This is a genomic window from Enterobacter vonholyi (assembly GCF_008364555.1).
GTDB classification, from domain to species: domain Bacteria; phylum Pseudomonadota; class Gammaproteobacteria; order Enterobacterales; family Enterobacteriaceae; genus Enterobacter; species Enterobacter vonholyi.
On the sequence record NZ_VTUC01000005.1, the window covers coordinates 109,272 to 127,679 of the forward strand.

The following is an 18,408-nucleotide window of genomic DNA, read 5'->3' on the forward strand; positions in this document are numbered from 1 at the left end:
AACCTGAAGTGCATCCCCACATCTGACGAGAAAGTGCTATCTTGTGCAGCATGTTTTTCTGATGCCTGGAGCGAGAATGACTGACCATGAATTGATGCAGCTTAGCGAGATCGTTGGCCTTGCGCTGAAGCAGCGTGGCGCGACAATCACCACCGCGGAATCCTGCACCGGCGGCTGGGTGGCGAAAGCGATTACCGATATTGCCGGCAGTTCCGCCTGGTTTGAACGCGGATTTGTGACCTACAGTAACGAAGCTAAAGCACAGATGATTGGCGTGCGCGGATCCACGCTTGAACAGCATGGCGCGGTCAGCGAACCGGTGGTGATCGAGATGGCGATTGGTGCGCTCAAAGAGGCGCGCGCAGATTACGCAATTTCCATTAGCGGCATTGCGGGCCCGGACGGCGGCAGCGACGTGAAGCCTGTCGGCACAGTCTGGTTTGGGTTTGCTACTTCTAAAGGCGAAGGCATCACCCGCCGGGAGTGCTTCAGCGGCGATCGCGAAAGCGTGCGTCGTCAGGCAACGGAATATGCGTTAAAAACGCTCTGGCAACAATTTCTACAAAACACTTGATACTGTATGACCATACAGTATAATTGCACCAACAGAACAGAAATCCACGGTGAAGCACAGTCGCTTCTCCCGGCATGACAGGAGTAATAATGGCTATCGACGAAAACAAACAGAAAGCGTTGGCGGCAGCACTGGGCCAGATCGAAAAGCAATTCGGTAAAGGCTCCATCATGCGCCTGGGTGAAGACCGTTCCATGGATGTGGAAACCATCTCCACCGGTTCGCTTTCTCTGGATATCGCGCTGGGCGCTGGCGGCCTGCCTATGGGCCGTATCGTAGAAATCTACGGGCCAGAGTCCTCTGGTAAAACCACCCTGACGCTGCAGGTCATTGCCGCGGCACAGCGCGAAGGTAAAACCTGTGCGTTTATCGATGCCGAGCACGCGCTGGACCCTGTGTATGCCCGTAAGCTGGGCGTCGATATCGACAACCTGCTGTGTTCTCAGCCGGATACCGGTGAGCAGGCACTGGAAATTTGTGACGCGCTGGCGCGTTCTGGTGCTGTTGACGTTATCGTGGTCGACTCCGTTGCTGCACTGACGCCAAAAGCCGAAATCGAAGGCGAAATCGGCGACTCTCATATGGGCCTTGCGGCTCGTATGATGAGCCAGGCGATGCGTAAGCTGGCGGGTAACCTGAAGCAGTCCAACACGCTGCTGATCTTCATCAACCAGATCCGTATGAAAATTGGCGTGATGTTCGGTAACCCGGAAACCACGACCGGGGGGAACGCCCTGAAATTCTACGCCTCTGTCCGTCTTGATATCCGCCGTATCGGCGCGGTGAAAGAGGGGGAGAACGTCGTCGGTAGCGAAACCCGCGTCAAGGTTGTGAAGAACAAAATCGCAGCGCCGTTCAAGCAGGCTGAGTTCCAGATCCTCTACGGCGAAGGTATTAACTTCTTCGGTGAGCTGGTTGACCTGGGCGTGAAAGAGAAGCTGATTGAAAAAGCGGGCGCCTGGTACAGCTACAACGGTGACAAGATTGGTCAGGGTAAAGCGAATGCCATCTCCTGGCTGAAAGAGAACCCGGCTGCGGCGAAAGAGATCGAGAAGAAAGTGCGTGAGCTTCTGCTGAACAACCAGGACTCCACACCTGATTTCGCGGTTGATAGCGCGGATGCTGAAGAAACTAACGAAGACTTTTAATTCTCTCGTTTAACAATGAAGGGCTGCTGATGCGGCCCTTTTTGCATTTCTGAATCAGCAGGTTTTTTTATGAGTGAACCGACAACACGTCGACCCGCGTATGCACGCTTACTTGATCGCGCGGTGCGCATCCTGGCCGTCCGTGACCACAGTGAACAGGAGCTGCGGCGAAAACTGTCGGCGCCGGTGATGAGTAAAAACGGCCCGGAAGAGATTGATGCCGCCGCGGAAGATTATGACCGCGTCATCGCCTGGTGCTATGAGCATCGCTATCTTGATGACGAGCGTTTTGCCTCGCGGTTTCTCGCCAGCCGTGGCCGTAAAGGATACGGGCCCGCGCGCATCCGGCAGGAGCTAAACCAGAAAGGGGTAGCCAGGGAGTCCATCGAAAAAGCGATGCGCGAATGCGATATTGACTGGTGCGAACTGGCAAGAGAACAGGCGATTCGCAAGTACGGCGAGCCGCTGCCGCGTGAATTTTCAGAAAAAGTCAAAATCCAGCGCTTTTTGCTCTACCGCGGCTTTCTGATGGAAGATATTCAGGATATCTGGCGTAATTTTGCCGATTGAACGCATGCGGGATTTTACTTCCCACTAAAGAAAACTTATCTTATTCCCACTTTTTCCAGTAGCTGGTCTGTCCAACGGTTTACCGATACAGGCTGGCTACGACATTTCGTTAGCTTGATTTCAGGATAATTATGAGCAAGAGCACCGCTGAGATCCGTCAGGCGTTTCTCGATTTTTTCCATAGTAAGGGACACCAGGTTGTTGCCAGCAGCTCCCTGGTACCGAACAACGATCCGACTCTGCTGTTTACCAACGCCGGGATGAACCAGTTCAAGGATGTGTTCCTTGGTCTCGACAAGCGTAATTATTCCCGCGCCACAACCTCACAGCGTTGCGTGCGTGCGGGCGGTAAACACAACGACCTGGAAAACGTCGGTTACACCGCGCGTCACCACACCTTCTTCGAAATGCTGGGTAACTTCAGCTTCGGCGACTACTTCAAACACGATGCCATTCAATATGCGTGGGAACTGCTGACCGGTGAAAACTGGTTCAACCTGCCGAAAGAGCGTCTGTGGGTTACCGTCTATGAAACCGATGACGAAGCCTACGAAATCTGGGAAAAAGAAGTCGGGATCCCGCGCGAGCGTATTATTCGCATCGGCGATAACAAAGGCGCGCCTTACGCGTCCGACAACTTCTGGCAGATGGGTGACACCGGTCCTTGCGGTCCGTGCACCGAGATCTTCTACGATCACGGCGACCACATCTGGGGCGGCCCTCCGGGAAGCCCGGAAGAAGACGGCGATCGCTACATTGAGATCTGGAACATCGTCTTCATGCAGTTCAACCGTCAGGCCGACGGTACGATGGAGCCGCTGCCGAAGCCTTCCGTTGATACCGGTATGGGGCTGGAGCGTATTGCCGCGGTTCTGCAGCACGTTAACTCCAACTATGAGATTGACCTGTTCAGCACCCTGATCAAAGCCGTTGCCGAAGTCACCGGCGCGACCGATCTGAACAACAAATCGCTGCGCGTTATCGCGGACCACATTCGTTCCTGCGCGTTCCTGATTGCAGACGGCGTTATCCCGTCGAATGAAAACCGTGGCTACGTGCTGCGTCGTATCATTCGTCGTGCTATTCGTCACGGCAACATGCTGGGCGCGAAGGACACCTTCTTCTACAAACTCGTTGGGCCACTGATCGGCGTGATGGGTTCAGCCGGTGACGAGCTGAAACGCCAGCAGGCGCAGGTTGAGCAGGTTCTGAAAACCGAAGAAGAGCAGTTTGCCCGTACTCTGGAGCGCGGTTTGGCGCTGCTGGACGAAGAGCTGGCGAAACTCAAGGGCGACACGCTGGATGGCGAAACAGCTTTCCGCCTGTACGATACCTATGGCTTCCCGGTTGACCTGACGGCGGACGTTTGCCGCGAGCGCAACATCAAAGTTGACGAAGCGGGCTTCGAAGCCGCGATGGAAGAGCAGCGCCGTCGTGCGCGTGAGTCCAGCGGTTTCGGTGCAGACTACAACGCGATGATCCGCGTTGATAGCGCGTCTGAATTCAAAGGTTATGAGGCGCTGGAACTGACCGGCAAAGTGACCGCCCTGTTTGTTGACGGCAAAGCCGTGGACAGCATCAGCGCGGGCCAGGAAGCCGTAGTCATTCTGGACAAAACGCCGTTCTACGCCGAATCCGGCGGCCAGGTTGGCGATAAGGGCGAACTGAAGGGCAATGGCTTTAGCTTCAGCGTCAGCGACACCCAAAAATACGGTCAGGCGATTGGTCACCAGGGCAAACTGGTTTCCGGTTCTCTGAAAGTGGGCGAGGGCGTCCAGGCTAACGTTGATGAAGCTCGCCGCGCGCGCATTCGTCTGAACCACTCGGCAACCCACCTGATGCACGCTGCCCTGCGCGATGTACTCGGTACCCACGTTGCACAGAAAGGTTCTCTGGTTAACGACAAAGTGCTGCGCTTCGACTTCTCGCATTTTGAAGCGATGAAGCCATCTGAAATCCGTGCGGTGGAAGATCTGGTGAACGCGCAGATCCGTCGTAACCTGCCAATCGAGACTCATATCATGGATCTCGAGGACGCGAAGAAAAAAGGTGCGATGGCGCTGTTTGGCGAGAAATACGACGAACGTGTTCGCGTGCTGAGCATGGGCGACTTCTCTACCGAGCTGTGCGGCGGTACACACGCCTCGCGCACCGGTGACATCGGCCTGTTCCGTATTGTTTCCGAGTCGGGTACGGCGGCAGGCGTGCGTCGTATTGAAGCGGTGACCGGTGAAGGTGCGATTGCCAGCCTGCATGCGCAGAGCGATCAACTGCACGATATCGCGCAGCTGCTGAAAGGCGATAGCCAGAACCTGGGCGAGAAAGTGCGCGTTGCGCTGGATCGCACGCGTCAGCTGGAAAAAGAGCTGCAGCAGCTGAAAGAGCAGGCTGCGGCGCAGGAGAGTGCAAACCTCTCCAGCAAGGCTGTAGACATTAAGGGCGTCAAACTGCTGGTCAGCGATCTGGCGGGCGTTGAGCCTAAGATGCTGCGTACTATGGTCGACGATCTCAAGAACCAGCTTGGTTCTACCGTTATCGTGCTGGCGACAGTGGCAGAAGGTAAGGTTTCTCTGATTGCGGGCGTATCTAAGGATGTGACCGACCGCGTAAAAGCAGGGGAACTGATTGGTATGGTCGCTCAGCAGGTGGGCGGCAAGGGTGGCGGTCGTCCGGACATGGCGCAAGCCGGTGGTACGGATGCGGCGGCACTCCCTGCAGCATTGGCCAGCGTTGAAAGCTGGGTAAGCGCGAAACTGTAATAACTACAAAGCACAAGCAGACGCCATAGCGGTAACGTTATGGCGTCTTGTTCACTGTGCTATCGATAACGATAAAGTCAGGTTGAGTTTGTGTATATCGGCTAAACTTACGTTTAACAGAATGTGATGCCGTGACTGCTTACACTTTACGTGTTTGTCATCGCTTACTTTTTGGCGTTATATGATGGATAATGCCGGGATACAAGAGACCCGACTCTTTTAATCTTTCAAGGAGCAAAGAATGCTGATTCTGACTCGTCGAGTTGGTGAGACCCTCATGATTGGGGATGAGGTCACCGTGACAGTTTTAGGGGTAAAGGGTAACCAGGTACGTATTGGTGTTAACGCTCCTAAAGAAGTATCTGTCCACCGTGAAGAGATCTACCAGCGTATCCAGGCTGAAAAATCCCAGCAGTCCAGTTACTGATATTGTCGCGTCTCGCTGTCGGGCGAGACGCAACCCTCCTGTCATTTTTCCTGCTCAAAGTTACCGTTTAATTTCAATCGCTCTCTTTTTAACCGCTCCATAACCCTTAACTCGTCCTATCTCCGCCTTTTCTGCATAGGTTTTCTGTGAAGAAGCCTGCAAAATCCGCTTATAAAACACCCTCTTTGCGGCTTTTACATGCGAATTGCGTGTGATTTGTGCAAACGATAAAAGCTTTTGGAAAATTGTTTGACTTATAAGTCCCAGAAAGTAATATATGCGCCACGCAGCGACGAGAAGCTCTTAACGAGTTGCTCGAAGCACTCGAAAGAGGCGTTGTGTGGTGAGGTGGCCGAGAGGCTGAAGGCGCTCCCCTGCTAAGGGAGTATGCGGTCAAAAGCTGCATCCGGGGTTCGAATCCCCGCCTCACCGCCATTTTGCATCCGTAGCTCAGCTGGATAGAGTACTCGGCTACGAACCGAGCGGTCGGAGGTTCGAATCCTCCCGGATGCACCATCTATTACTTCATATTGCTTTAGAAGTGATATGAATATCGAGCAGTACAGTAGTAAATCCCGATGCATCCGTAGCTCAGCTGGATAGAGTACTCGGCTACGAACCGAGCGGTCGGAGGTTCGAATCCTCCCGGATGCACCATATGGAAGCAATACCCTGATGCATCCGTAGCTCAGCTGGATAGAGTACTCGGCTACGAACCGAGCGGTCGGAGGTTCGAATCCTCCCGGATGCACCATTTACTATTTCTGGAAGCATTACCCGATGCATCCGTAGCTCAGCTGGATAGAGTACTCGGCTACGAACCGAGCGGTCGGAGGTTCGAATCCTCCCGGATGCACCATATTCTCCTTCTTTGTTTATTCCTTCGACGTTCCGTCAGCAATCACACTCTCAGTCAGCGACAAAAACCACCATTTACGATAAAGTAATGCTTTGTTAATCGTTTAGCGAGAGCACGATGTACGCACAGTATGACGGTTTGATCTTCGATATGGATGGCACTCTCCTGGATACCGAACCCACGCATCGTCAAGCCTGGACAGACGTCCTGGGCCGCTACGGTATGCGTTTCGATCTTCAGGCGATGATTGCCCTCAACGGATCTCCCACCTGGCGTATTGCACAGGCCGTGATTGAACTGAATCAGGCCGATCTCGACCCGCACCTGCTCGCGCGCGAAAAAACCGATGCAGTAAAAGCCATGCTTTTAGATACCGTACGCCCTCTGCCGCTGATTGATGTGGTAAAAGAGTGGCACGGGCGTCGCCCGATGTCGGTAGGAACAGGCAGCGAAAGTGCGATTGCAGAAGCTTTGCTCAATCATCTTGGCCTGCGCCACTATTTTTCTGCCGTGGTCGCCGCCGATCATGTTAAACATCACAAGCCCGCACCGGACACCTTCCTGCTTTGCGCAGAATTAATGGGCGTCCCGGCGGCAAAATGCGTCGTGTTTGAAGATGCCGATTTCGGCATCCAGGCCGCGCGTGATGCCGGAATGGATGCGGTGGATGTACGCTTACTGTGAGTGACGTGCTGTCACTTGCCTCATTATTCGCCAGCAGTTTTTTAAGCGCCACGCTGTTACCGGGAAATTCGGAAGTGGTGCTGGTGGCGATGCTGTTGTCCGGCGTGAGTCAGCCCTGGCTGCTTGTATTAATAGCAACAATGGGTAATAGCCTTGGAGGGCTGACTAACGTTATTCTTGGGCGTTTCTTTCCGCTGCGTGAAAAATCGCGCTGGCAGGAAAAGGCAGTCGGCTGGCTAAAACGCTATGGCGCTGCCACGCTGTTATTAAGCTGGATGCCTGTAATAGGCGATTTACTGTGTCTGCTGGCGGGATGGATGCGCATCTCCTGGGGACCGGTGCTCTTTTTTTTGTGCCTTGGCAAGGCGTTGCGCTATGTTCTCGTGGCGTGGGCAACACTACAGGGTATGACGTGGTGGCACTAATTGGTGGAATGAATACGCGACCTTCAATCGTCAACCATTACAATTATGCTGAGTAACATTACTTTGACAGGCGGGAGGTCAATTTGATCCCGGACGTATCTCAGGCGCTGGCCTGGCTGGAAAACCACCCTCAGGCATTGAAGGGTATTCAGCGTGGTCTTGAGCGTGAAACGCTGCGCGTTAACGCAGACGGCAGTTTAGCGACGACGGGTCACCCGAAGGCGTTAGGCTCGGCGCTGACACATAAATGGATCACAACCGATTTCGCTGAAGCGCTGCTGGAGTTCATCACCCCAGTAGAGGGTGATATTGATCATATGCTGACGATCATGCGCGATATCCATCGTTATACCGCGCGCAACCTGGGCGACGAACGTATGTGGCCCCTCAGCATGCCGTGCTATATCGAGCAGGGCCAGGAGATTGAGCTGGCGCAGTACGGCACGTCAAATATCGGCCGGCTGAAAACGCTCTATCGTGAAGGGCTGAAAAACCGCTACGGCGCGTTGATGCAGACGATCTCGGGTGTGCATTACAACTTCTCGCTGCCAATGGCATTCTGGCAGGCGAAATGCGGTGAAACGGATAAAGACGCGATCTCGGAGGGCTATTTCCGCCTCATCCGCAACTATTACCGTTTCGGCTGGGTGATCCCGTATCTGTTTGGTGCCTCCCCGGCGATCTGTTCTTCGTTCCTGCAGGGGAAACCGACCACGCTGCCGTTCGAGAAGACCGAGTGCGGAATGTACTATCTTCCGTACGCCACCTCTCTGCGGCTGAGCGATCTCGGTTATACCAATAAATCGCAAAGCAATCTCGGTATTACGTTTAACGAATTGCACGAATATGTGGCAGGATTGAAGCGGGCGATCAAAACCCCGTCGGAAGAGTACGAGAAAATCGGCCTCGAAAAAGACGGTAAGCGCCTGCAAATTAACAGCAATGTGCTGCAGATTGAAAACGAGCTGTATGCGCCTATTCGTCCTAAGCGCGTGACGCGCAGCGGCGAAACCCCGTCGGATGCGCTGCAGCGCGGTGGGATCGAATACATTGAAGTGCGCTCGCTGGATATCAACCCGTTCTCACCGATTGGCGTTGATGAGCAGCAGGTGCGCTTCCTGGATCTGTTTATGGTCTGGTGCGTGCTGGCGGATGCGCCGGAAATGAGTTCAGACGAACTGCTCTGTACCCGAACAAACTGGAACCGCGTTATTCTGGAAGGACGTAAACCGGGTCTGACGCTGGGTATCGGCTGCGAAACGGCACAGTTCCCGCTGACGAAAGTCGGTAAAGATCTGTTCCGCGATCTGAAGCGAGTTGCCCGGACGATGGACAGCATCGACGGTGGCGACGCATATCAACAGATTTGCGACCAGCTGGTAGCGTGCTTTGATAACCCGGAACTGACATTTTCAGCGCGTATTCTGCGTTCTATGATTGATCAGGGCATTGGTGGTACGGGTCGCTCACTTTCGGCGGAGTACCGTGAAATGCTGATACAGGAGCCGTTAGAAATCCTGAGCGAATCAGATTTTGTCGCGGAACGCGAAGCGTCCGTGGTGCGTCAGAAAGAGGTTGAAGCGGCGGATACCGAGTCGTTTGAGGCGTTTCTGGCGAAGCAGGCTTAAGCAGAAAAGAAAAAGGCCACATCGCTGTGGCCAAAATATACATCTCTGAATTCAGGGATGATGATAACAAATGCGCGTCTTTCATATACTCAGACGCGCATTCTGTAGAAGAGTTCAGTTTATTTTAAAAAAAATCACTGTCGGAGGTGACGTATGCCGTTATTAGATAGCTTTACTGTCGACCATACCCGTATGGAAGCACCTGCAGTCCGCGTGGCGAAGACCATGCACACCCCGCACGGCGACACGATCACCGTTTTCGATCTGCGTTTCTGCGTGCCAAATAAAGAAGTGATGCCGGAGAAAGGTATTCACACTCTGGAGCACTTATTCGCCGGTTTTATGCGTGACCACCTGAACGGCAACGGCGTTGAGATCATCGATATCTCTCCGATGGGCTGCCGTACCGGTTTCTACATGAGCCTGATTGGTCAGCCTGAAGAGAAACGTGTGGCAGATGCCTGGAAAGCGGCGATGGAAGACGTGCTGAAGGTGAAAGAGCAAAACCAGATCCCTGAGCTGAACGTTTACCAGTGCGGTACTTACCAGATGCACTCTCTGGAAGAAGCGCAGGAAATCGCGCGCCACATCATCGAGCGTGATGTTCGCGTGAACAGTAACGAAGAGCTGGCCCTGCCAAAAGAAAAGCTGCAGGAACTGCATATCTAGTGCACCTTTTCCCTCTCCCTCAGGGAGAGGGTAGGGTGAGGGTTGTTTAACCCATGACCACAACTTCGACTTTTTCCTTTATCCATCGTCCCCTCGTTCCGTTTGCACATGATTACATTCATGGTGACAGCGAGCCGTGGCATGAGCACGACTGCGCGCAGCTGTTGCATACCCTTAGCGGCGTGGTTCGGGTGGATACCGCATCTGGCTGTTGGATTGTGCCTCCCGGTCGCGGCGTCTGGCTGCCGGCGGGGACCCGCCACTCGCTCCGCATAACCGGTAACGTGGCGGCGCGAACGCTGTTTGTCGATCCGCTGGCGCGGGCCGATCTTCCGGCCACCTGCCAGATCGTGCAGATCACATCGCTGCTGCGCGAACTGATCCTCGTCTGCCTTGCTTTACCTGAATCGTACTCACCCGGAAGCCGGGATGAGCGCGTCTATGAGCTGATTCTCGATGAAATCCGCACTATGCCGGTGCTGCCGTTTCACCTGCCGGAGCCGGAAAGTGAGGCGCTACGTCGCCTGTGTCTGCAAATCCGGCAAAACCCGGGGGAAAGCTGGAGCAGCGCGCAGGCCGCGAGCATGATGAACATGAGCGAGCGCACGCTGAACCGCCATTTTCAGCAGCAGACGGGATTAAGCTACGGAGAGTGGTTGAGAAGGGCGCGCCTGCTGGAAGCCTTAGTCCGGCTGGCGCAGGGCCAGCCGGTATTACGCGTGGCGCTGGATCTGGGGTACGGCAGCCATAGCGCCTTTACGGCCATGTTCCGTCGGGTGATGGGCGTCTCCCCCAGCGATTACTTTAAGAACGACTGACGGCGTTAAACAGCGCCTGAAGCGACGCGCGCGCCACGTCGCTGTCAATGCCTACGCCCCAGCGGCTGCTGCCGTCCTGGAACAGGCAGCGGATGTAGGCCACCGACCGGCTGTCGCTGCGTTCGCCTAACGTATGCTCGTGGTAATCCTTAATCACGAACGGGGCGTTGACCCAGCGGCTCAGGCCGTGAGCAGCGGCGGAGAGCAGGCCGTTACCCTGACCCTCCAGCTGGCGCGTTCCTCCCTGTGTGGCGACGCTGGCCGTCAGACGCAGCTGGCCGTCCTGCTGGCTGTCGCTGCGGTAGGATTGCAGCGCATAATTCGGCGATGCTACCAGGCCGTAGCGGGCGCGGAACAGCTGCCAAAGTGCATTATGCGTCATCTCTTGTCCGTGGCGATCGGTTTCCTGCTGCACGTGCTGGCTGAAATCCTGCTGCAGGGCGCGAGGTAATTTCAGGCCATGATTCTGTTCGATGAGCCATGCGCTGCCGCTTTTTCCTGACTGGCTGTTTACGCGGATCACCGCTTCGTAGGTGCAGCCGATGTCCTGGGGATCGACAGGCAGGTAAGGCATCTCCCAGCGATCGCCCGGCCTGCGGGCATCAAAGCCTTTTTTGATCGCGTCCTGGTGCGAGCCGGAGAAGGCGGTATAGGCCAGCCGTCCCGCCCACGGATGGCGCGGGTGCACCGGCAGCTGGTTGCAGGTTTCCACCACTTCCACCACCCGGTTCATATCGCTAAAGTCCAGATTCGGGCTAACCCCCTGGCTGTAGAGGTTCATCGCCAGCGTTACCAGGCAGACGTTGCCCGTACGTTCCCCGTTACCAAACAGACAGCCCTCCACGCGGTCAGCCCCCGCCATTATGGCCAGCTCCGCGCAGGCGACGCCGGTACCGCGGTCGTTATGCGGATGCACGCTGATGCAGACGTCGCGGCGGCGGCTAAAGTGGCGACAGAAGTACTCGATCTGGTCGGCATAGACGTTCGGCGTGCTCACTTCGACTGTGGCGGGTAAGTTGATCACCATAGGCCGTTCGTCGCACGGCTGCCAGATCTCCGCCACGGCTTCACAAATCTCCAGCGCAAACTCCGGCTCGGTAAAGCAGAAGGTTTCCGGAGAGTATTCATACTGCCAGCGGGTGTCGGGATTTTCCTCACACAGCTGGCGAATAAGCCGCGTCGCGCGCGTCGCCAGCTCAACGATTTGCGCTTTCTCCATGCCGAAGACCAGGCGGCGGAACAGCGGAGCGGTGGCGTTATACAGATGCACGGTGGCCTGCTTTGCGCCGCGCAGGGATTCAAAAGTGCGATGGATGAGATCTTCCCGCGCCTGGGTTAATACCTGAATCGTCACGTCATCCGGGATGCGGTTCTCTTCAATCAGCTGGCGAACGAAGTTGAAATCCGTCTGCGAGGCTGAAGGAAAAGCCACCTCAATCTCTTTGAATCCGCAGCCCAGCAGCAAATCCCAGAACTGCAGCTTGCGGGTGCTGTCCATCGGCTCGGCAAGGGCCTGGTTGCCGTCGCGGAGGTCGGTGGAAAGCCAGCGAGGCGCGCGGGTGATGCGTTGCTCCGGCCAGCGGCGGTCGGGCAGGGAAAGGGTCGGATAGGGTTGGTACTTGTCAGCGGGTGTGTTCAGCATGATGCGCTCCTGTTGTCTTTTCACTATCGTGAATTGATTACAGGAGCGCTGCTTTATCGAAACTGACAATCGCTGTCGCGTTCTGGACAACCGGGGCGGTTGCCCTGTGGCGGCTACCAGCGCAGAGGATTAATGCGCACCGCCGCCGCCGCCGCCGCCGCCGGCACCAAACGGCGGTCTGGCAAACCACACCAGCCCCAGCAGGATGATAAAGATCCCTGCCGATATCCAGAAAATCTCGTTGGCCGAGATAATTAGCCCCTGGTTGGTTATCTGCTGGGCAATCCAGCCGGACGCCTGCTGCTCCGTCATTCCCATCCCCTGAAGCTGGCTATACATCTGCTGAGCATTTGGGTTGTACGGGTTCACCGCTTCGGTCAGCTGGGCGTGGTGCATAGATTCACGGTTCGTCCACAGGGTGGTGGTGATCGACGTACCGATGGAGCCCGCTAGCGTACGGGTGAAGTTCGACAGGCTCGACGCGGCCGCCAGACGCTCGGGCGGTAAGCCAGAGAGCGTGATGGTAGTCAGCGGCATAAAGAAGCACGCGACCGCGAAGCCCTGAATGAACTGCGGCCACGCAGAGGCGCCAAAGTCCATTCCTGGCTCAAAGGTATACGCACGCCAGTAGAAGCACACCGCATACATGATGAAGCTGAACGTCACCAGACGGCGCATGTCGAGCTTATGGGCGAAGCGGCCAATTATCGGTGACAGCAGGACCGGGATCACCCCGACCGGTGCTGAGGCCAGACCCGCCCAGGTTGCGGTATAGCCATACACCTCCTGCAATAGCTGCGGCAGCAGAACAATCGCGCCGAAGTAGAGCATATAGGCGAGGCTGATACACAGGCAGCCGATGGTAAAGTTTCGCGACTTAAACAGCGAGAGATCGACTATCGGGTTGTCGTCCGTCAGCTCCCAGACGATCAGGAAGCTTATCGACACCACCGCGACAATGGTCAGGATGATAATTTCCTGCGAGTTGAACCAGTCGAGCTCTTTACCGCGGTCGAGCATGATCTGCAGACTGCCGATACCCAGGATCAGCAGCGCCAGCCCGATGCTGTCGATTCGCCGCTGTTCGGTGCGGGTCTCACGTCCCCGCAGCGACTGCAGCGTCATTAATACCACGACGGCGCCAATCGGTACGTTGATGAAGAAGATCCAGCCCCAGTGGTAGTTATCGCTGATGTACCCGCCCAGAATCGGTCCGCAGATGGGCGCGACGATAACGGTCATCGACCAGAGCGCCAGCGCGACGGAACGTTTTGCGGGAGGGTAGTTGCTCAGCAGCAAACTCTGAGAAAGCGGGATCAGCGGCCCGGCGACAATCCCCTGAATGACGCGGAAGAAAATCAGCATCGTCAGGCTGCTGGACATGCCGCACGCCCACGAGGCCAGTACAAACGCCACCGTGGACCAGAGGAACAGCTTCACCTCACCGACGCGCTTTGCCAGCCAGCCGGTAATCGGAATGGAGATGGCGTTTGCCACCCCAAACGAGGTAATGACCCAGGTCCCCTGGCTCAGCGACGAGCCAAGGTTACCGGCAATGGTCGGGATCGCCACGTTTGCGATGGTGGAGTCCAGCACCTGCATGAATGTAGCCAGCGACAGCGCGATGGTCATAATGACCAGCTGCGCCCCTTCCAGCGGTTTTTGAGGCTTTTGCTGTTGCATAACGCTCACCTTCGGATTAACCGGCGTTTGCCTTCACGATGTCATCGATCAGCTTGTTGACCGGATCGAGGCTAATTTCACGGGCGTTACTTTCATAAGCCGGGCTGCTGCGCACCTGGCTTGCCAGGATCTGACCGTCGCGGTTGGCGGTGTCAACCGTCACCAGCGTAGAGAGGCCGATACGCAGCGGGTGATCCGCCAGCTGTTTAGCATCCAGCTCAATACGTACGGGCAGACGCTGAACCACTTTGATCCAGTTACCGGTGGCGTTCTGCGCAGGCAGCAGGGAGAAGGCGCTGCCGGTCCCCATATCCAGGCCGACCACTTTGCCGGTGTACTTCACGTCATCGCCGTAAATGTCGCTGACAACCGTCGCGGTCTGGCCGATACGCATATGGGCAAGCTGCGTCTCTTTAAAGTTAGCGTCTACCCACAGGTTGTCCGCCGGCACGACCGCCATCAGCGGCGTGGTTGGGCTAATCTGTGCCCCTGGCTGGACGGAACGACGGGAGACATAGCCGGTCATCGGGCTGACGATTTTGGTACGCTGCAGGGCAAGCCACGCGTTGCGCACTTCAGTCGCCGCCTGCTGTACGGCGGGCTGGTTTTCCAGACTGGTGCCCAGCACCATCGCCTGGTTGGCGTTGTACTGTTGAATCGCCACGTCCAGCTGTGCCTGAGCGCTGGCAACGGCGTCGCGGGCGTGCTGCAGCTCTTCACGGCCAATCAGGTTAGCCGTCCCGAGCGGCACGCGGCGGTTCAGGTCGCTCTGCGCCTGTGCGAGTGCGGTTTTCTGCACGTCGATGTTGGCCTGCAGCTGTTTGCTGTTGATCATCAGCTGGCGGGTCTGACGGACGCTCGAGGCGAGCGCGGTCTGTGCTTTTTCAAACGCCTGCTGGGCGTCGGTTGGATCGAGGGTCACCAACACATCGCCTTTTTGCACAAAGTCGGTATTGTCAGCCCAGACTTTCGTCACGCTGCCCGACACCTGCGCCATAATTTGTACCTGGTTCCCTGCCACGTACGCGTCGTCAGTCTCTTCAGCATGACGCAGTACTAAAAACCAATAGATCCCATATGCCACGGCAATAATGATAAAGAGCAAGGTCAACAGAAGAAGGGCGCTCTTACGTTTGCCTTTCTTGTTGGCCGGTTGCTGCGGGGTAGTGCTCTCCGCATTTGCGCTCATTGTTGTTCTCCACGATCTTCTTATTTTCACATCGGCTGAGCCGACCTGTTGTCAGAAAGGCCAGCAGTGTGACGTGCTGGCCTGTCGGTTTTCTTATGAATCAGGAATGGTGAGCGTGTCGTCGCGTTAGCGCAGCGCCTCAAGAACGGCGCCGTCTTCATCCATCTGGTCCAGACGGGTGAGCAGCTTGCGAGTGATGTGCTCAAGCTGGTCGCGCTCGGCAGTGCTGAGGACAGACCAGAGTTTGTGCAGGCAATTGTGCTGAGGTGGCAGCACCTCGCGCAGGAACTGGTGACCTTTATCGGTCAGTTGCAGATGCAGGCAGCGGCGATCGTTGTCGCTTTCGCGGCGCTCAATCCAGCCACGCTTTTCGAGTTCATCGGCAATACGGGTCGCATTGGTACGGGAGGAGCCCAGCGCGCAGCTCAGTTCGGAAGGCTGAATGCTGTGATTTTCCTGAGACTCCAGCGTGATCAACGCCATAAACAATGTCTCGTTAATCCCTTGAGCTTTCAGCATTTTATTACGGTTTTCCAGCAGCTTACCCTGCATGTGCATGCACAGGCGAGTCAGCAGGATTTCCTGGTACGGAAAGTCCTCATGGCGACTGGCGCGGAATTTAAGCATTTGTTCAATGGGCGTAAACGAACTATCCATTTGGGCATAACCTCATTAATTACAGCCGATATAGTAACGACAGTGACAAATAATGTAAATGAATTATTTGTGCGGTTATATCCGCCAAACTTATGTCACCATCAGAAAGCGCCGGGTAAGTCCGTGACCCGGTGAGCACAGAAAGCGTAGGGTATGAACCCGCTGAGGAAAGGATGTGAGGACAGGGGTCTGAACTATTCATGCCAATTGTAAATATGTCACCCACATTAAAATTTCTGGGATAAATGATTACGTTTACATTAACAGAGTGAAGGGCCTCTTAACACCCTAAGAGGCCAACTCAATGTAAATGTTAGTTAATTGCATCCTGACGGTGGTAACCGCGCCACCATACTAGCAGGTTGAGGGTAGCGACGATGGCCCCAATCGCACACACCCCCGACCAGCCCGCATGCTGCCACGCCGACGCTGAAATTAGCGAACCCGCAGCGCCGCCGATAAAGTAGCTGGTCATGTAGCCGGCCGTCAGGCGGTTACGCGCCTCTGGCTTCACGCGATAGATAACGGTCTGATTGGTAATGTGAACGCCCTGTACGGTGAGATCGAGTACCAGGATACCGACGATCAGCGCCAGCACCGAGATGTGTCCGTACCAGATCGCCGCCCAGGAGAGCAGAAGTAAAATCAGTCCTGCGGAGGTGGTCAGGTGGGATTTGCCCTTGTCGGCCAGCCCGCCTGCGGGACGCGCGCCCAGCGCGCCTGCGGCACCGGCCAGGCCGAACAGGCCAATCACCCCTTCGGAATAATTGAACGGCGGTGCGGCCAGCAGAAACGCCATCGACGTCCACAGAATGCTGAAGTTAGCGAAGGTGAAGCAGCCCAGCAGGGCGCGAGTGCGCAGAAGCTTATCTTGGGTGAACAGGCTGAAAACGGAGGCCAGCAGCTGCGGGTAGTTCAGGTGATTTTCCTGCTTCACTTTTGGCAGCCCGCGCCACAGCGCCAGCGCCATAACGACCATCAGCACGCTCGCCACCCAGTATACGGTGCGCCAGCCGCCGAGGCTTGCCAGCAGCCCTGCAACGGTACGAGCCAGCAAAATCCCCAGCAGCAGGCCGCTCATGATGGTACCCACCACCTTGCCGCGTTTTTCCGGAGAGGCGAGAGTCGCGGCGAGCGGGACCAGAATTTGCGCCACCACGGAGAACAGTCCCGTTAGCGCGGTTCCGACGATCATCATCGTCAGCGACTGGCTGCTGGCGGTGATCAGCATCCCACCGGCGGCCAGCAGGGTCATGGAGACGATCAGCATTCGGCGTTCAAACATATCGCCCAGCGGCACCAGAAACAGCAGCCCGGCGGCATAGCCTAGCTGTGCTGCGGTGACGATAAAGCCTGCGGAGCTGGCGGAGAGATTGAACGCGCGGGCGATGGTGTCGAGAAGAGGCTGCGCGTAATAGTTGCTGGCGACGGCCAGACCCGTTGCCACGGACATTAAAAGGATGAGTGCGGGGCTAAGCCCTTGAGTTGTTTTTGTCATTAGTTTCAGGAATCGTTAGTTGAGTGATTATTTTTCCGGAAACCATAATAGCTAATGATTGTGAAAGTTGGGGGATTGTTGGGTGATGGATTGTGCGGTTTAGGTTGGGTGCGGTTTGATCCCCTCACCCCGGCCCTCTCCCTTTGGGAGAGGGTTAGGGTGAGGAAAAATGTTTTACTTCTGCGCCTCAAGCGCCTCTTTCACCCAGCCGTCAAACTGCTGCTGGTGGGCTTTGATCCAGCCGTCGACGTGGCCTTTGACATCCGCTTCAGACGATTTGCCCGCGTGCATCATCGCGTTCTGGGCGTTGATGTCAGCCAGCGGCAGCTTCATTACCGAAAACAGCTTCGCCGCCGCCGGGTTTTTCTCCGCCCAGGCTTTGTTCGCCACGATATGCATGGTGTTCACCGGGAAGCCGTAGTTCATGCCGTTCGGCAGTTTGGTGTCGATATCTTTCTGCTCGCCCGGCAGGGAAGAGAACGGCACCTGCAGCCACACCACGTCTTTACCCGGCTTCAGCACGTCGCTCACCCAGTACGGCGTCCAGGTATAGTAGATCACCGGTTTACCCTCTTTGAAGCGGGCAATGGTGTCGGCCATCATCGCTGAATAGTTGCCGTGGCTCACGTCGACCGTTTTCGCCAGATCGAAAGCTTTGTTCTGGTGGTTAATCACCGCTTCACAGCCCCAGCCAGGCGAGCAGCCCATCATGTCGGCCTTGCCGTCACCGTTGGTGTCAAACAGTTTGGCGATCTTCGGATCTTTCAGCTGTTCAATATTGGTGATGTGGTACTTATCGGCGGTTTTCTTGTCGATCAGATAACCCTGCGCCGCGCCCGTCACGAAGGTACCCTCACGATAGAATTTCTTGTCGCCACCGGCGGCGGCATACATGTCGTCGTGCAGCGGCTGCCAGTTGACGGCGGTAAAGGTGGCGTCACCGGAGGCAATCGAGGTGTAGCCCACGTTGTAATCCACTTCGCTCGGCGTGTTAACCGTATAGCCCAGTTTTTCCAGCGCGCGGCTGACGATCAGGGTCTGGAAGCTCTCTTCCGAAATGGTGCTCTGCACCGGCTGCACGGTAATGCCTTTGCCCGGCAGGTCTGCCGCAAACGTGCTGGTGGAGACAAGGGTGGCAAACGCTGTGGCAAAAAGTACGTTATGTCGCATCGTTGTTC

Annotated in this window: 16 protein-coding genes and 5 tRNA genes; 15 read left to right on the forward strand and 6 right to left on the reverse strand. The window is 56.0% G+C overall.

Annotated features, from left to right (window positions below; all coding sequences use genetic code 11):
* Positions 1 to 76 precede the first annotated feature (76 nt).
* From pncC to F0319_RS08470, 15 genes are all read left to right on the forward strand, one after another.
* Positions 77 to 574, forward strand: a complete 498-nt coding sequence (gene pncC, locus F0319_RS08400; protein WP_149366673.1) for a nicotinamide-nucleotide amidase — start codon at positions 77 to 79, stop codon at positions 572 to 574.
* An 89-nt stretch (positions 575 to 663) separates the two neighbouring features.
* Positions 664 to 1,722: a recombinase RecA gene (gene recA, locus F0319_RS08405; protein ID WP_024907698.1), complete on the forward strand. Its 1,059-nt coding sequence runs from the start codon at positions 664 to 666 to the stop codon at positions 1,720 to 1,722.
* A gap of 69 nt (positions 1,723 to 1,791) precedes the next feature.
* Positions 1,792 to 2,292 carry a recombination regulator RecX gene (recX, locus tag F0319_RS08410; protein WP_111965498.1) on the forward strand — a complete coding sequence of 167 codons (501 nt, stop codon included), beginning with the start codon at positions 1,792 to 1,794 and terminating at the stop codon, positions 2,290 to 2,292.
* Positions 2,293 to 2,423: 131 nt separating this feature from the next.
* Positions 2,424 to 5,051 carry an alanine--tRNA ligase gene (gene alaS, locus F0319_RS08415; RefSeq protein ID WP_111965499.1) on the forward strand — a complete coding sequence of 876 codons (2,628 nt, stop codon included), beginning with the start codon at positions 2,424 to 2,426 and terminating at the stop codon, positions 5,049 to 5,051.
* A 241-nt stretch (positions 5,052 to 5,292) separates the two neighbouring features.
* Positions 5,293 to 5,478, forward strand: coding sequence for a carbon storage regulator CsrA (gene csrA / locus F0319_RS08420; protein ID WP_000906486.1), 186 nt, complete (start codon positions 5,293 to 5,295; stop codon positions 5,476 to 5,478).
* A 342-nt stretch (positions 5,479 to 5,820) separates the two neighbouring features.
* Positions 5,821 to 5,913: transfer RNA gene (locus tag F0319_RS08425), tRNA-Ser, on the forward strand.
* A 4-nt stretch (positions 5,914 to 5,917) separates the two neighbouring features.
* Positions 5,918 to 5,994: transfer RNA gene (locus tag F0319_RS08430), tRNA-Arg, on the forward strand.
* A gap of 64 nt (positions 5,995 to 6,058) precedes the next feature.
* A tRNA-Arg gene (locus F0319_RS08435) sits at positions 6,059 to 6,135 on the forward strand.
* A gap of 20 nt (positions 6,136 to 6,155) precedes the next feature.
* Positions 6,156 to 6,232, forward strand: a tRNA-Arg gene (locus F0319_RS08440).
* A 28-nt stretch (positions 6,233 to 6,260) separates the two neighbouring features.
* Positions 6,261 to 6,337: transfer RNA gene (locus F0319_RS08445), tRNA-Arg, on the forward strand.
* Between the two features lie 117 nt (positions 6,338 to 6,454).
* Positions 6,455 to 7,021 carry a fructose-1-phosphate/6-phosphogluconate phosphatase gene (gene yqaB / locus F0319_RS08450; RefSeq protein WP_032648006.1) on the forward strand — a complete coding sequence of 189 codons (567 nt, stop codon included), beginning with the start codon at positions 6,455 to 6,457 and terminating at the stop codon, positions 7,019 to 7,021.
* Entirely contained in the window at positions 7,018 to 7,446 is a 429-nt protein-coding gene (locus F0319_RS08455; protein WP_048975561.1) for a YqaA family protein, read from the forward strand. The genes yqaB and F0319_RS08455 overlap by 4 nt, the downstream gene beginning before the upstream one ends.
* Positions 7,447 to 7,529: 83 nt before the next feature.
* Positions 7,530 to 9,074, forward strand: a complete 1,545-nt coding sequence (gshA, locus tag F0319_RS08460) for a glutamate--cysteine ligase (protein ID WP_115876132.1) — start codon at positions 7,530 to 7,532, stop codon at positions 9,072 to 9,074.
* A gap of 153 nt (positions 9,075 to 9,227) precedes the next feature.
* Positions 9,228 to 9,743 carry an S-ribosylhomocysteine lyase gene (gene luxS, locus F0319_RS08465; RefSeq protein WP_008499539.1) on the forward strand — a complete coding sequence of 172 codons (516 nt, stop codon included), beginning with the start codon at positions 9,228 to 9,230 and terminating at the stop codon, positions 9,741 to 9,743.
* Positions 9,744 to 9,796: 53 nt separating this feature from the next.
* The gene (locus F0319_RS08470; protein ID WP_149366674.1) at positions 9,797 to 10,561 is read left to right on the forward strand and encodes an AraC family transcriptional regulator; all 765 of its coding nucleotides are present in this window, start codon (positions 9,797 to 9,799) and stop codon (positions 10,559 to 10,561) included.
* Here F0319_RS08470 and leuA read toward each other — a convergent pair.
* From leuA to proX, 6 genes are all read right to left on the reverse strand, one after another.
* Positions 10,548 to 12,203, reverse strand: a complete 1,656-nt coding sequence (leuA, locus tag F0319_RS08475; RefSeq protein WP_149366675.1) for a 2-isopropylmalate synthase — start codon at positions 12,201 to 12,203, stop codon at positions 10,548 to 10,550. The genes F0319_RS08470 and leuA overlap by 14 nt on opposite strands.
* Before the next feature lie 129 nt (positions 12,204 to 12,332).
* Positions 12,333 to 13,886 carry a multidrug efflux MFS transporter permease subunit EmrB gene (gene emrB / locus F0319_RS08480; protein WP_149366676.1) on the reverse strand — a complete coding sequence of 518 codons (1,554 nt, stop codon included), beginning with the start codon at positions 13,884 to 13,886 and terminating at the stop codon, positions 12,333 to 12,335.
* Between the two features lie 16 nt (positions 13,887 to 13,902).
* Positions 13,903 to 15,075, reverse strand: coding sequence for a multidrug efflux MFS transporter periplasmic adaptor subunit EmrA (gene emrA / locus F0319_RS08485; protein ID WP_045909303.1), 1,173 nt, complete (start codon positions 15,073 to 15,075; stop codon positions 13,903 to 13,905).
* 126 nt (positions 15,076 to 15,201) lie between these two features.
* A complete protein-coding gene (gene mprA / locus F0319_RS08490; RefSeq protein ID WP_023333174.1) occupies positions 15,202 to 15,732 on the reverse strand; it encodes a transcriptional repressor MprA in 531 nt (176 codons plus the stop codon).
* Positions 15,733 to 16,045: 313 nt separating this feature from the next.
* Positions 16,046 to 17,230 carry an MFS transporter gene (locus tag F0319_RS08495; RefSeq protein WP_127732096.1) on the reverse strand — a complete coding sequence of 395 codons (1,185 nt, stop codon included), beginning with the start codon at positions 17,228 to 17,230 and terminating at the stop codon, positions 16,046 to 16,048.
* Between the two features lie 174 nt (positions 17,231 to 17,404).
* The gene (proX, locus tag F0319_RS08500) at positions 17,405 to 18,400 is read right to left on the reverse strand and encodes a glycine betaine/L-proline ABC transporter substrate-binding protein ProX (RefSeq protein WP_111965899.1); all 996 of its coding nucleotides are present in this window, start codon (positions 18,398 to 18,400) and stop codon (positions 17,405 to 17,407) included.
* Positions 18,401 to 18,408 lie beyond the last annotated feature (8 nt).

Bases quoted from the DNA above. Each gene is read 5' to 3' on its own strand.
- F0319_RS08495 (WP_127732096.1), bottom strand. From the start codon at position 17,230: ATGACAAAAACAACTCAAGGGCTTAGCCCCGCACTCATCCTTTTAATG.
- yqaB (WP_032648006.1), top strand. From the start codon at position 6,455: ATGTACGCACAGTATGACGGTTTGATCTTCGATATGGATGGCACTCTC.
- alaS (WP_111965499.1), top strand. From the start codon at position 2,424: ATGAGCAAGAGCACCGCTGAGATCCGTCAGGCGTTTCTCGATTTTTTC.
- leuA (WP_149366675.1), bottom strand. From the start codon at position 12,203: ATGCTGAACACACCCGCTGACAAGTACCAACCCTATCCGACCCTTTCC.
- mprA (WP_023333174.1), bottom strand. From the start codon at position 15,732: ATGGATAGTTCGTTTACGCCCATTGAACAAATGCTTAAATTCCGCGCC.
- pncC (WP_149366673.1), top strand. From the start codon at position 77: ATGACTGACCATGAATTGATGCAGCTTAGCGAGATCGTTGGCCTTGCG.
- recX (WP_111965498.1), top strand. From the start codon at position 1,792: ATGAGTGAACCGACAACACGTCGACCCGCGTATGCACGCTTACTTGAT.
- proX (WP_111965899.1), bottom strand. From the start codon at position 18,400: ATGCGACATAACGTACTTTTTGCCACAGCGTTTGCCACCCTTGTCTCC.
- F0319_RS08470 (WP_149366674.1), top strand. From the start codon at position 9,797: ATGACCACAACTTCGACTTTTTCCTTTATCCATCGTCCCCTCGTTCCG.
- emrA (WP_045909303.1), bottom strand. From the start codon at position 15,075: ATGAGCGCAAATGCGGAGAGCACTACCCCGCAGCAACCGGCCAACAAG.
- recA (WP_024907698.1), top strand. From the start codon at position 664: ATGGCTATCGACGAAAACAAACAGAAAGCGTTGGCGGCAGCACTGGGC.
- emrB (WP_149366676.1), bottom strand. From the start codon at position 13,886: ATGCAACAGCAAAAGCCTCAAAAACCGCTGGAAGGGGCGCAGCTGGTC.
- luxS (WP_008499539.1), top strand. From the start codon at position 9,228: ATGCCGTTATTAGATAGCTTTACTGTCGACCATACCCGTATGGAAGCA.
- csrA (WP_000906486.1), top strand. From the start codon at position 5,293: ATGCTGATTCTGACTCGTCGAGTTGGTGAGACCCTCATGATTGGGGAT.